At 71.6% G+C, this 11955-nt stretch carries 14 protein-coding genes; 1 reads left to right on the top strand and 13 read right to left on the bottom strand.

Going from position 1 to position 11955, the window contains the following annotated elements; all coding sequences use genetic code 11:
- Nucleotides 1-264: 264 nt before the first annotated feature.
- From ABGB17_RS38460 to dacB, 11 genes are all read right to left on the bottom strand, one after another.
- On the bottom strand, nt 265-720 hold the full coding sequence (locus ABGB17_RS38460) for a DUF3180 domain-containing protein (RefSeq protein WP_347639269.1): 456 nt from the start codon (nt 718-720) through the stop codon (nt 265-267).
- 43 nt (nt 721-763) lie between these two features.
- Complete coding sequence (gene folK, locus ABGB17_RS38455) at nt 764-1270, bottom strand: 2-amino-4-hydroxy-6-hydroxymethyldihydropteridine diphosphokinase (RefSeq protein WP_347639268.1); 507 nt, start codon at nt 1268-1270, stop codon at nt 764-766.
- Nucleotides 1267-1698, bottom strand: coding sequence for a dihydroneopterin aldolase (gene folB / locus ABGB17_RS38450; protein WP_347639266.1), 432 nt, complete (start codon nt 1696-1698; stop codon nt 1267-1269). Before folB ends, folK begins: the two co-directional genes overlap by 4 nt.
- The gene (locus ABGB17_RS38445; RefSeq protein ID WP_347639264.1) at nt 1695-2129 is read right to left on the bottom strand and encodes a nuclear transport factor 2 family protein; all 435 of its coding nucleotides are present in this window, start codon (nt 2127-2129) and stop codon (nt 1695-1697) included. Before ABGB17_RS38445 ends, folB begins: the two co-directional genes overlap by 4 nt.
- Entirely contained in the window at nt 2126-2983 is an 858-nt protein-coding gene (gene folP, locus ABGB17_RS38440; protein WP_347639262.1) for a dihydropteroate synthase, read from the bottom strand. Before folP ends, ABGB17_RS38445 begins: the two co-directional genes overlap by 4 nt.
- Before the next feature lie 240 nt (nt 2984-3223).
- A complete protein-coding gene (folE, locus tag ABGB17_RS38435) occupies nt 3224-3808 on the bottom strand; it encodes a GTP cyclohydrolase I FolE (protein ID WP_347639260.1) in 585 nt (194 codons plus the stop codon).
- Between the two features lie 3 nt (nt 3809-3811).
- Entirely contained in the window at nt 3812-5848 is a 2037-nt protein-coding gene (gene ftsH, locus ABGB17_RS38430) for an ATP-dependent zinc metalloprotease FtsH (protein ID WP_347639258.1), read from the bottom strand.
- 278 nt (nt 5849-6126) lie between these two features.
- The gene (gene hpt / locus ABGB17_RS38425) at nt 6127-6684 is read right to left on the bottom strand and encodes a hypoxanthine phosphoribosyltransferase (RefSeq protein ID WP_347639255.1); all 558 of its coding nucleotides are present in this window, start codon (nt 6682-6684) and stop codon (nt 6127-6129) included.
- 13 nt (nt 6685-6697) lie between these two features.
- Nucleotides 6698-7675, bottom strand: a complete 978-nt coding sequence (gene tilS / locus ABGB17_RS38420) for a tRNA lysidine(34) synthetase TilS (protein WP_347639253.1) — start codon at nt 7673-7675, stop codon at nt 6698-6700.
- 160 nt (nt 7676-7835) lie between these two features.
- Entirely contained in the window at nt 7836-8927 is a 1092-nt protein-coding gene (locus ABGB17_RS38415) for a zinc-dependent metalloprotease (RefSeq protein WP_347639251.1), read from the bottom strand.
- A 28-nt stretch (nt 8928-8955) separates the two neighbouring features.
- The gene (dacB, locus tag ABGB17_RS38410; RefSeq protein ID WP_347639249.1) at nt 8956-10353 is read right to left on the bottom strand and encodes a D-alanyl-D-alanine carboxypeptidase/D-alanyl-D-alanine-endopeptidase; all 1398 of its coding nucleotides are present in this window, start codon (nt 10351-10353) and stop codon (nt 8956-8958) included.
- 100 nt (nt 10354-10453) lie between these two features.
- On the opposite strand from dacB, the gene ABGB17_RS38405 reads away from it, so the two are divergent.
- Nucleotides 10454-10951, top strand: coding sequence for an inorganic diphosphatase (locus ABGB17_RS38405; RefSeq protein ID WP_347639247.1), 498 nt, complete (start codon nt 10454-10456; stop codon nt 10949-10951).
- A 14-nt stretch (nt 10952-10965) separates the two neighbouring features.
- Here the strand turns inward: ABGB17_RS38405 and ABGB17_RS38400 are convergent, their stop codons facing one another.
- The gene (locus ABGB17_RS38400) at nt 10966-11655 is read right to left on the bottom strand and encodes a hypothetical protein (RefSeq protein WP_347639245.1); all 690 of its coding nucleotides are present in this window, start codon (nt 11653-11655) and stop codon (nt 10966-10968) included.
- The coding region (locus tag ABGB17_RS38395) for a hypothetical protein (RefSeq protein ID WP_347639243.1) at nt 11640-11955 on the bottom strand (316 nt) is incomplete at its 5' end. The genes ABGB17_RS38400 and ABGB17_RS38395, both read right to left, overlap by 16 nt.

Below are 11955 nucleotides of genomic sequence, written 5' to 3'. Positions count from 1 at the left end.
CCGCCACACGCCGAGGACCCGCCACACGCCGAGGACCCGCCACACGCCGAGGACCCGCCACACGCCGAGGACCCGCCACACGCCGAGGACCCGCCACACGCCGAGGACCCGCCACACGCCGAGGACCCGCCACACGCCGAGGACCCGCCACACGCCGAGGACCCGCCACACGCCGAGGACCGGTCACACGTCGAGCTTGTCCCGCGTTCGAGAGCCTGTCCCGCGTCGAGGGCCGGTGACCGCGGGCCGGGATCGCGGCGTGCGTCAGGGGTGTGGTTCCTCGTCCGGGGCCTTGGGGACCCGGCAGCAGTGCTCCAGGAACAGGGCGGCACAGATCAGCACGACGCAGGCGACCAGGGAGCCGCCGGCCAGGAAGAAGTCACGGCGCGGGGTGTCCTGGTCAAGCAGCGGCAGCACATGGAGGACGAAGCCCGCGAAGATGCCCGCGCACACCGCGCCGACGTGCGCGGAAGCCTTGGCCAGCGCCGCGAGCCGCGCCACCGCGAGCGGCTCCACAGGCTTGGTGCCCGGTTCACGCCGTATGCGGGCCCGCGTCATGTACCCGCTGTAAGCCTCGCCGACGGCGAGCAGCAGCACGGTGGGAATGGCCGTCCACGGGACGGTGGGCAGGCTGGAGTAGACCTGCTGCAGCACCACCCACGTCAGCGCGGCAACAGCGGCCACCAGCAGAACGAGCACACCAGGACGGCTCGGAGTCACCCGCCCTCCTTCCTCTCATCACACCGGACGACCCACAACGGGGTCAGTCCGGGGGTTGCAGGGCGAGGTCGGGGCGGAGCCAGACGCCCTTCTGGTCGAGGCCGGTGAGCAGGGCGGCGACGGAGCCGCGGCCGGGAAGCATGGCCTCGCGGTCGATCTGCGCCCAGGGGACCAGCACGAACGCGCGCTCGTGGGCCAGGGGGTGCGGCAGCGTGAGTTCGGGGTCGTCGGACATCAGGTCGCCTACCATGATCACGTCGACGTCCAGTGTGCGGGGCCCCCACGGCTCGTCGCGTACCCGGCCGAAGGCGGTCTCCACGCCGAGCGCGCGCTCCAGGATGGCCCGCGGGCCGAGCGTCATCGTGCGGCCGATCACCACCGCGTTGAAGTAGTTGCGCTGATCGGGCGGGCCCCCCACCGGCTCGGTCTCGTACACCGGGGACACCGCGACGAACTCCAGGCCCGGCGCGTCGAACAACGCGTCGACGGCACCTTGCAGAGTCTCGAACCGGTGGCCGATGTTGCTGCCGAGCGCCAGCACGACCTTCATTCCCGCCTCCTCCTCACAGTCACGATCACGTCGCCGAACGGGACCGGGACCGGCGCGGCGGGCTTGTGCACGGAGACCTCGACCTCCTCGACCAGCTCGTCGGCGAGGCAGGCCGCGGCCAGGCGATGCGCCAGCGTCTCGATGAGGTTCACCGGCTCGCCCTCGACGATGCGGGTCAGCCGCACGGCGAGCTCGCCGTAGTCGACCGTCTTGGCGAGGTCGTCGCTCACCGCGGCGGGCGCCGTGTCCAGGTACAGCGTGACGTCCACCACGAACTCCTGCCCGAGCTCGCGCTCGGCAGGCAGGCAGCCGTGCCTTCCCCGGGCCCGGAGCCCGGCCAGCCGCACGGTGTCGGTCCCGGCGCCGCCCAGGGGGCCGGCGCCGACCGCCCGGTGGGCGCCGGCGGCGGGGCGTGCCGGCGGGGTCATTCCTCGGCCTCCTCCTCGTCGTCGCCCTGAAGGACCGGCGAGCCGTGGTGGAACCAGAGCTTCCAGCCGGCGGGGGTGCGGACGAAGGTGTTGGTGGCGACCACGCGGCCCGCGGCGAACGTGGCGTCCTCACTGTCGGCGGCGGTGAGGATGTTCTCCGCGCAGGTGACCACCGCGACATCGCCCAGCACCGTGGTGCGCACGTCGGTCAGCACGAACTGGATGTACGGCGTGTTGGCCATGATCAGCGCCCAGGAGCGCAGCACCTCGGCCCGGCCGGTCAGCATGGGCCAGCCGGGGTGCACGCACATCGCCACCCGGCCCGCCTGGTCCTCGGCCCAGATGTCGGTCATCTTGTCCAGGTCGCCGCTCTCGATGGAGCTGTAGAACGCCTCGTTGAGCTTCTCGATCTCGGCGGACGCGGTGCTCATCGGCCCCCCTCACCGGCGCGCCACGCCGCGGCGACCCGCACCGCGTCGGCGTTCGGCCGCACGTGGTGGACGCGCACGCACCAGGCACCGGCGTGGGCGGCCAGCGCGGTCACCGCGAGTGTGGCGTCGTCGCAGCCGCTGAACGGCCGCGGGACGCCGTCCGGCCCGGCCAGCAGCTTCCCGAGGAAGCGCTTGCGGGAGGCGCCGACGATGACGGGGTGGCCGAGCTCGTTGAGAGCGCCCATGGCGGCGAGCAGGGACCAGTTGTGCTCGGGGCGTTTGGCGAAGCCGAGCCCGGGGTCGAGGATGATCTGGTCCTCCGCGACCCCCTCGGCGAGCACCGAGTCGACCCGTTTGCGCAGCTCCTCGGAGACCTCGGTGACGACGTCGGCGTACACGGCGCGGCCCTCCATGTCCTGGCTGTGGCCGCGCCAGTGCATCACGACGTACGGCACGCGGGCGGCGGCGACCACGCGCGGCATCGCCGGGTCGGCGAGGCCGCCGCTGACGTCGTTGACCAGGGCGGCGCCCGCCGCCACAGCGGCCTCGGCCACCTCGGCACGCATCGTGTCGACGCTGACGGTCACCCCCTCCTGGACCAGGGTGCGGATCACCGGCTCGACCCGGCGCAGCTCCTCGGGCAGGGAGACCCGGGCCGCGCCCGGGCGGGTGGACTCGCCGCCGACGTCGACGATGTCGGCGCCCTGCTCCACCAGGTCGAGGCCGTGGCGCACCGCGATGTCGGGGTCGAACCACTCGCCGCCGTCGGAGAAGGAATCGGGGGTGACGTTGACCACGCCCATGACGAGGCAGCGCCCTCGCGCGGGCAGCCCGGGCAGCGTCCAAGTGGTCATGGCGTCCAGCCTAGGTGGTTCCCCCATGCGAACCATGCCGTGGGTCCGCCCTTGTGGATAACGAATCGGCCCGCCGCACCGGCCTCGACGGCTCGGCGGTGGGGGGCCGACGGCTCCTGCGCCACTCCCGTTGAGGCGACCCCGCCCTGGTCACGTCCGCGTGGCGGCTCCCGAGGACGGCTCTCGCGCGCACGGCGGCCGGCCCGCTCCGCCCAGCGGCGGAACAGGCCCGGCGCTTGATCAGCGGCGGCCGAGGATCAGGGCCATCGCCTCGGCGCGGGTCTTCTCGCTGTCGCGGAAGTCGCCGCGGACCGCCGAGGTGATGGTCTTGGCGCCGGGCTTGCGCACACCGCGCATGGTCATGCACAGGTGCTCGGCCTCGATCACCACGATCACTCCGCGCGGGGCCAGCACGTCCATGAGCGCGTCGGCGATCTGCGACGTCATGCGCTCCTGGACCTGCGGGCGGCGGGCGTAGACGTCCACCAGCCTGGCCAGCTTGGACAGGCCGGTGATCTGCCCCTTGTCGTTCGGCACGTAGCCGACGTGGGCGACGCCGTGGAACGGCACCAGATGGTGCTCGCAGGTGGAGAACACCTCGATGTCCTTCACGAGCACCATCTCGTCGTGGTCGGCGTCGAAGACCGTCGTCAGGACGTCCTCAGGCGCCTGGCCGAGCCCCGCGAACTGCTCGGCGTACGCGCGTGCCACCCGGGCGGGGGTGTCGATCAGGCCGTCGCGGTCCGGGTTCTCGCCGATGGCGATCAGGATCTCGCGGACGGCCTTCTCGATCCGCTCGGAGTCGACCTTGAGCGGTTGCGTCACTCGTCAGGCCTCGTCCTGCGGTCTCGGCCACGCCTCGTCCTGCGCCACCGGCCGATCGTTGCCGCCCAGCAGCCCCGGCTGGATGGGCCCGGCCGCCTGGATGGCGCCCTTGCCGTTGCCGGCCAGCTCCCGCGGGGTCAGGATGGGCGGCCGGTCGGACGGCAGCCGCTTGCCGTAACCGGAGTACGACGGGCGCTTCTCCTTCACGACCACAGGGGCGAAGATCTGGAGCACCTGCTCGCGGGACAGGGTCTCCTTCTCCATGAGCTCCAGCACGAGGTTGTCGAGCACGTCGCGGTACTGGACGAGGATCTCCCAGGCCTGGTCGTGCCCGGCCTCGATGAGCCGGCGGACCTCCTCGTCGATCGTGGAAGCGATCTTCTCGGAGTAGTCGCGCTCGTGGCCCATGTCGCGGCCGAGGAAGACCTCGCTGTTGCCGGAGCCGAACTTGCGGGCGCCGAGGTGCTCGCTCATGCCGTACTCGGTCACCATGCGGCGGGCGATCGAGGTGGCCTTCTCGATGTCGTTGGCCGCGCCGGTGGTGGGCTCGTGGAACACCAGTTCCTCGGCGGTACGCCCGCCGAGCAGCATGGCGAGCTGGTCCATCATCTCGGAGCGGGTGGCGAGGAACTTGTCCTCCATGGGGAGGGTCATCGTGTAGCCGAGCGCACGGCCCCGGGACAAGATGGTGATCTTGTGCACCGGGTCGGAGTTCGGCAGGGCGTGCGCGACCAGCGCGTGGCCGCCCTCGTGGTACGCGATGATCTTCTTTTCCTGATCGGACATGACCCGGCTGCGGCGCTCGGGGCCGGCCATCACGCGGTCGATGGACTCCTCGAGGGTGCTCATCGTGATGAGCTTCTGGTCCTGCCGGGCCGTGAGCAGCGCCGCCTCGTTGATGACGTTGGCGAGGTCCGCACCGGTGAAGCCGGGGGTGCGCCGGGCGATGACGTCGAGGTCGACGTCCTGCGCGAACGGCTTGCCGCGGGCGTGCACCCGCAGGATGCCCTTGCGGCCCTCGAGGTCGGGCCGGTCGATGACGACCTGGCGGTCGAAGCGGCCCGGGCGCAGCAGCGCCGGGTCCAGGATGTCGGGCCGGTTGGTGGCCGCGATCAGGATGACGCCGCCCTTGACGTCGAAGCCGTCCATCTCGACCAGCAACTGGTTGAGGGTCTGCTCGCGCTCGTCGTGGCCGCCGCCGAGACCCGCGCCGCGGTGCCGGCCGACGGCGTCGATCTCGTCGATGAAGATGATCGCCGGGGCGTTCGCCTTGGCCTGCTCGAACAGGTCGCGGACCCGGGAGGCGCCGACGCCGACGAACATCTCGACGAAGTCGGAACCCGAGATGGAGTAGAACGGCACGCCCGCCTCACCCGCGACCGCGCGGGCGAGCAGGGTCTTGCCGGTGCCGGGCGGGCCGTACAGCAGCACGCCCTTGGGGATCTTGGCGCCGATCGCCTGGAACTTGGCCGGCGCCTGGAGGAACTCCTTGATCTCCTGGAGCTCCTCGATGGCCTCGTCGGCCCCCGCGACGTCGGCGAAGGTGGTCTTCGGCGTGTCCTTGGTGATCAGCTTCGCCCGGGACTTGCCGAAGTTCATGACCCGCGAGCCGCCACCCTGCATCTGGTTCATGATGAACAGGAAGATCAGCACGATGACGACGATCGGGAGGAAGCTGACCAGCAGCCCGACCAGGAAGTTCTCGGTCGGCACGGTGATCTTGTATCCGCCGGGGAGCCGGCCTGCGTCGGCCTGCGCCTGGAGTTGCTTCTGCAGCTCGACACCCTGGCCCTGCACCCAGGAGGAGTAGAAGCGGTCCTCGCCGTCGATCTTGGTCTTCGTCTTGATCTCGATCCGCTGGTCCTTGTCGACGATTACCGCGTTGTCGACGTTGCCCTTCTGGATCTGGCTGATGACGAACGAAGTGTCCCTCTGGGCGTAGTTGCTGTTGCCGCTCCAGAATGTGGAAGCCAGGAGGAGCAGCACGACGATGCCCAGGATCCACAGCAGTGGCCCACGTGTAAATCGCTTGAGATCCATCCGATGCGGAACCCCTGCGGGCCCGTCCCTTCCCTCAGCACGGCCTGGCCCCGGGCGAACCCGGGGGTAGCGGCATCCCTAACCGCTCCCTCGTGAAACCCCAGGGAGCGAGGGCTCCCCGAGAGATCCGAAGGTACACCGGGGTGCCGCGCAGGATCACTGCACCGGCGACACCGGCTTTGTCCTACCAACGTACGCCAGGCAGTCCCGTGTTCCCCACGAGGAGGCGGAAAAACAGGGCATCACCCCAGTTGGCGAATGCCCGCTTCGCTCAGGGCTTACTCCGGGCTGTAGACATGGCGGGCAAGAGTGCCGATGAAGGGCAGATTGCGATAGCGCTCGGCGTAGTCCAGGCCGTAGCCGATCACGAACTCGTTGGGGATGTCGAAACCCACGTACTTCACGTCGATCGGAACTTTCACCGCTTCCGGCTTGCGGAGCAGGGTGCAGATCTCCACGGAGGCCGGGCGGCGGGACCGCAGGTTGTGGATCAGCCACGACAGGGTCAGGCCGGAGTCGATGATGTCCTCCACCACGAGGACGTGGCGGTCGGCGATGTCGGTGTCGAGGTCCTTGAGGGTGCGCACGACGCCGGAGGACTTGGTGCCCGCGCCGTACGACGACACGGCCATCCAGTCCATCTGGACCTCGATGTGCAGGGCCCGGGCGAGGTCCGCCATGACCATGACGGCACCCTTGAGCACCCCGACGATGAGGAGGTTCTTGCCCGCGTAGTCCGCGTCGATCTGCCCGGCGAGCTCCTTGATCTTGGTCTGGAGTTCTTCCTCGGAGATGAGGACCTTTTCCAGGTCCCTGCCCATGTCGGCTGCGTCCACCAGGGGTTTTCCTTCACGAGACGGTGCTGGCGAATATCAGGGTGCCATACCGCCGGACCACGCCCACCCCCCCGGGTAGCTCTACGAGCCGCTGCCCCCGCCACCCGGTCACCAGCCGCTCCACCTGCTCGATGTGCACCGCCCCGAGCGCGGAGCCCTTCGCCCCCGCCTCCAGGGCCGCCCTGAGAATCACCCTCCTGCGCACCGCCCCCGGCAGGTCACCCAGGTCCGCCACCCGCAGCCCTTCCCCGAGCGCCCGCATCCGCGCGTAGACCTCGTCGGCCCACATGTCGAGCGCGTCGGCGTCGTCCCGGCACAACGAAGCCGTCCTGGCCAGCGCCGCGGCCACCCCCGGCCCGAGCGCTCGCTCGACGACCGGCAGCACCTCGTGCCGCACCCGGACCCTCGTGTAGGCCGGGTCGTCATTGTGCGGGTCGTCCCACGGCTTGAGCCCGAGCGCCTCACACGCGGCCTTGGTGGTCGCCCGGCTGACCGTCAGCAAGGGCCGCCGGTAGATCCCCGACGCCGCGGGCATCCCCGCCAGCGACCGCGTCCCACTGCCCCGGGTGAGCCGCATCAACACCGTCTCCGCCTGATCGTCCAACGTGTGCCCCAGCAGCACAAGCCGTGCCCCCAACCTCAGGGCCGCCTCCCCCAGCGCCTCGTACCGCGCCTCCCGCGCCGCCGCCTCCGGCCCCCCCGCCGTCCCCACCGTCACGGTGAGCACCTCCCCCGGGTCCAGCCCCAGCCCTTTCCCCACCCGCACAACCTCGAGCGCCCGCCCCGCCGACCCCTCCTGCAACCCGTGATCGACACTCACAACCCCCGCCCGCACCCCCACCCGAGGCGCCACGAACCCCACTCCCGCCGCCAACGCCAGCGAATCCCCACCCCCACTGCAAGCCACCAACACGAGTGCCCCCTCAGGCACCCCGTCCAACGCCCCTCGAACAGCCCGGCGAACCTCCGCCACGGCAGGATGCGGCCCCATACCCCCAGTCTCCCGGACTCACCGGCCCACCGCCGCACACAACACCGACATCGCCCACGCGAGGGCCGCGGGGATGCGGGCCCCCGCGGAGCGGGGTGCCCGTGGAGCGGGGTGCCCGTGGACGGCGGCGGCCGGCGGTACGTAGACCCCTGGTGGGGGGTCAGGGGTGGCCGTTGGCCTTGGGGAGTTGGGGTTGGGTGCTGATTCTGGAGATCCAGAGAGAGGGGTTGGCTATCTCGGTGTGGGTGGGCAGGGTTTGGGGGGATCCCCAGACGCGGTTGAAACCGTCGATGCCCATCTCGCCCACCACCTGGCGGACGAAGGCCGCGCCTTCGGCGTATTGCTTCATTTTCAGGTCCACGCCGAGGAGGCGGCGGATGGTGCGGTCCAGGCGGGAGCCCCCTTCTCGTCGGTGCTGGAACTTGGCCCGGATCTCGGCCACGGAGGGGACCACGGTGGGGCCCACGGCGTCCATCACGTAGTCGCCGTGGCCTTCCACCAAGGTCATCACGGCCGTCAGGCGGGAGAGGATCTCTTTTTGCTCGGGGGTCTGGATGGCGTCGATCAGGTTGCCTTCGCCGCCCTTGATGGCGTCGGCCACGGCGTCCGAGGCGGCGCGGAGGCGTTCCAGCATGGTGCCGAGGTCCAGGTCGGAGGCCAGCAGGAAGTCGGTCATCTGGCCGCGGACGTACTCCCGCAGCCAGGGGACGCCGGTGAACTGCACCCGGTGGGTCTCCTCGTGCAGACAGACCCACAGGCGGAAGTCGCGCGGGTTGACGCCCAGCTCCCGCTCGGTGTGCACGATGTTGGGGGCGACGAGAGTCAGGCGGCCGGTGGGGGACCGGCCGTCGGGGTCGGGGGGGAGGAACAGTTCGTATTGGCCCAGCACCCGGGCGGCGAGGAACGCGAGGACGGCGCCGACCTCGACGCCGGTCACGCGGGAGCCCACGGCGCCCACGATGGCGGGGATCTGTGAACGGCGTTCGTTCATCCGCTCGGTCAGAGGTTCGAGCACCACCCGGAACCCGTCGACGTTCGCGCGGATCCAGCCGGGACGGTCGACGACGGTCGCCTCGACGGCAGCCGCGGCGCCGTTGATGCGTGCGAACTCCTGGACGTGTTCCTCGGCTTCCCGGGACAGCCGTCTGAGCTCTAGGACGGCATGCCTCGCCTCCTCTCGGCTCACCTGAGGGCCGGGGCGGACAAGACGGACACCGGTCGCGACGGCCAGGTCCCAGTCGATCACCTGCATGTTCACCACCGTACGTCGCGCGGCGTGTTCATGAGCAGCCGCATCGGGACACGACCGTGGCCAGCCGGTCCAGCGCGGCCATGGCGCCCTGCGGATCGGCCACCTCGTCGGCCATGAAGGCGAACGCGACCAGCCGGCCCTCGGCGGTCCTCGCCAGGCCGGTGAGTGTGTTCACTCCGTTCAAAGTGCCCGTTTTGGCGCGCACCATGCCCGCCCCGGGCCGGGTGTCCGGACGGTCGTACCGGTTGTCCAGTGTGCCGGTGAACCCGGCGACGGGCAGGCCGCTGATCGCCGACCGCAGGTGCGGGTTGCCGGGCGCGGCCGCCAGGGACACCAGCCGGGCCAGCGCCGCCGGGGTGATGCGGTTGCGGGTGGACAACCCGCTGCCGTCGTAGGTGGCGACCCCCTGCGCGGCGCCGAGCTTCTTGAGTATCGCCTGCACGGCCTGCGCGCCGCCGGGGAAATTGCCCGGCTTGCCCTCCTTGACCGCGACGAGGTGGGTGAGCGCCTCGGCCACGTCGTTGTCGCTCACGGTGAGCATGTGCTCCACCAGCTCGTACACCGGCGCCGACTCCACCCGGGCCAGTTCCGCCGCGCCGGAAGGCGCTCGTTCCCGCTTCACCGCCTTGGCCGTTTTGACGCCGTTGCGGGCGAGCAGGGCACGGAACGCGTCCGCGGTGGCGCCGGCCGGGTCGGGGTACCGCGCGTCCCCGTCCGGGTCCGTACGGCCCTCGTCCATGGTCAGCGCGGACACCGGCGCGACGCTGCCCTCGGGGATGTACCCGGGCTTCCAGCCGGGCGCGGTGCGGGGCCCGGAGAACAGCGAGTCGTCGTAGCTCAGCGTGACCGACGTCACCCCCTGCTCCTTGAGCGCCTTCGCCGTGCGGGCGGCCAGCGTGGCCAGGGTGGCGGGCCGCGGGTACCCGCCCTTGCCCGCTTTCGGCCCGGCCAGCATCGCGTCGCCGCCGCCGACCAGGACGATCGACCGGCCCTTGCCCAGCACGACCCGGGTCGCGATCTTGGCGTCCGGCCCGAGGGACGTCAGCGCGGCGACGGCCGTCACCACCTTGGTCGTGGAGGCGGGCGTGAGGCCCGTGTCGGCACGGCTGCCGAACAGCCGGTCCCCGCTCGTGACGTCCACCGCGACGGCGGCGACGTTCCCGCCGAGCGCGCGGTCACCGAGCGCCTGGGCGAGCCGGGCCCCGAGGGTGCCCTTGGACGGGGCCGTTCCCTGGCCCCCGGACACGAGCACCGGTTCTGACGTCACAATGGGCACGGGAGCGGGGGTCGGAGCGACGGCCACGGCCGGGGGCCGCGGCGTCGTGTTCAGCCCGTCACCCGCGAGCAGGGCGGCGCCGGCGGCGACGGCGAACACTTGCAGCGCGGCGAGCGTCGCCACGGCGACCAGGCGTTCACGGTGCACCACGTCACCGACCCCTTTCCCGCATGCGTCATCCTGGATATACGCCTACGAGACATTAATGCCCATCCGGGAGTGCCCGGTGGGCGCGAGCGGAGGAACCGCGGTGCAGTTCGACGTTGTCGTTGAGATCCCGAAAGGGCAACGCAACAAGTACGAGGTCGATCACAAGACGGGCCGGATCCGGCTGGACCGCCTGCTCTTCACCTCCACGCAGTACCCCGCCGACTACGGCTTCATCGAGGACACCCTCGGCGAGGACGGCGATCCGCTGGACGCCCTCGTGCTGCTGCAGGAGCCGACCTTCCCCGGTTGCCTCATCAGCTGCCGCGCGGTGGGCATGTTCCGCATGACGGACGAGAAGGGCGGGGACGACAAGGTGTTGTGCGTCCCGGCCACCGACCCCCGCATGGAGCACATCCGCGACATCCACCACGTGCCGGAGTTCGACCGGCTGGAGATCCAGCACTTCTTCGAGGTCTACAAGGACCTGGAGCCCGGCAAGTCCGTCGAGGGCGCCAACTGGGTGGGCCGGGTGGAGGCGGAGCTGGAGATCCAGCGCTCCATCAAGCGGCACCTCGACGCGCCCGACGCCGGGCACTGACGGCCCGGAGGGCTTCAGGAGAGGCGCAGGAGGCGGGTGATCCAGGGCCGCAGGTCCCCCGGGGGCGGGAGCGGCCCCCGGGGGTAGGTGAAGACCGGGGCCTCGTGGCCGTGGGCGGCGTGGAGCTCGGCGGCCTTGCACCAGTCGGCGACCGTGCGGGCGACGGCCCAGGCGGCGCCGAGGGCGGGGCGGGCCGCCTGGTGGCGTTCCCAGACCCGCATGAGGGTCACGGTGGCCTGGGCGGCGGTGAAGCCGTCGTCGGGGTAAGCCGTGCCGGCGAGGTAGGGCGCGGTCACCTGCCCCGCGAGGCGGGTGTCGAGCACCCAGGTCCAGTTCGCGACCACCAGGCCGAGCACGGGGCCGGGGACGGCGGCGGCGGCGCCGTACATGAGCTGCTGCCGCGCCCCGGAGAGCCGGCACCCCGGCCACAGCCAGCCGACGTCGTCGGGGACGTCCGCCCCCGCCAGCCAGCCGAGCACGGCGAGCCCCCTGGCGGTCTGCAACCGGCACAACTCCAGGACGTCCCGGGACGTCCTCGGCGCCGGCCCGAGCCACACCGGCCAGTCGGCCCGGTGCACCCGCGGCGCCAGCCCGGCCAGCCCGGCCGGGACCGGCCGTGGGTACACCCGCGTGCCGAGCAGTGGATCGTCCCTGACCGTGTACGCGCTCAGACCCCCGCCGGACCGTGTCAGCCGCGTGACCACGGCAGGAAGGCACGGGGCACCTGGGCGCCCTGGGTGCCTCGCCTTGCCTGGGTGCCCGGCCACTGCGAGGAAGCCTGGCGGTGGGGGAAGGCGTTGGGGCGGTGGGCTCTGAGCCAGGGGGACCAGGCCATGGCGCCGTAGGAGGCGGCGGCGCGGCGGGGGATCAGGGCGGCGGACGGGCGGGGGGACAGCGCGCCCACCGGCGTGGCGCAGGGGGTGGGGCGGCGGCCTCGGTGAGGGTCGGGGGTGGGGCGGCGTGGCGGCCGGCGGAAGCCGGACGGGGCCATGGTGGGCGGGGCG

Origin of the sequence: Sphaerisporangium sp. B11E5, from assembly GCF_039871875.1 — a bacterium.
Taxonomy (GTDB): Bacteria; Actinomycetota; Actinomycetes; order Streptosporangiales; family Streptosporangiaceae; genus Sphaerisporangium.
This window is presented reverse-complemented; position numbering and strand designations above follow the sequence as displayed.

Bases quoted from the DNA above. Each gene is read 5' to 3' on its own strand.
- folB (WP_347639266.1), bottom strand. From the start codon at position 1,698: ATGACCCCGCCGGCACGCCCCGCCGCCGGCGCCCACCGGGCGGTCGGC.
- ABGB17_RS38415 (WP_347639251.1), bottom strand. From the start codon at position 8,927: ATGCAGGTGATCGACTGGGACCTGGCCGTCGCGACCGGTGTCCGTCTT.
- ABGB17_RS38445 (WP_347639264.1), bottom strand. From the start codon at position 2,129: ATGAGCACCGCGTCCGCCGAGATCGAGAAGCTCAACGAGGCGTTCTAC.
- ftsH (WP_347639258.1), bottom strand. From the start codon at position 5,848: ATGGATCTCAAGCGATTTACACGTGGGCCACTGCTGTGGATCCTGGGC.
- tilS (WP_347639253.1), bottom strand. From the start codon at position 7,675: ATGGGGCCGCATCCTGCCGTGGCGGAGGTTCGCCGGGCTGTTCGAGGG.
- folP (WP_347639262.1), bottom strand. From the start codon at position 2,983: ATGACCACTTGGACGCTGCCCGGGCTGCCCGCGCGAGGGCGCTGCCTC.
- folK (WP_347639268.1), bottom strand. From the start codon at position 1,270: ATGAAGGTCGTGCTGGCGCTCGGCAGCAACATCGGCCACCGGTTCGAG.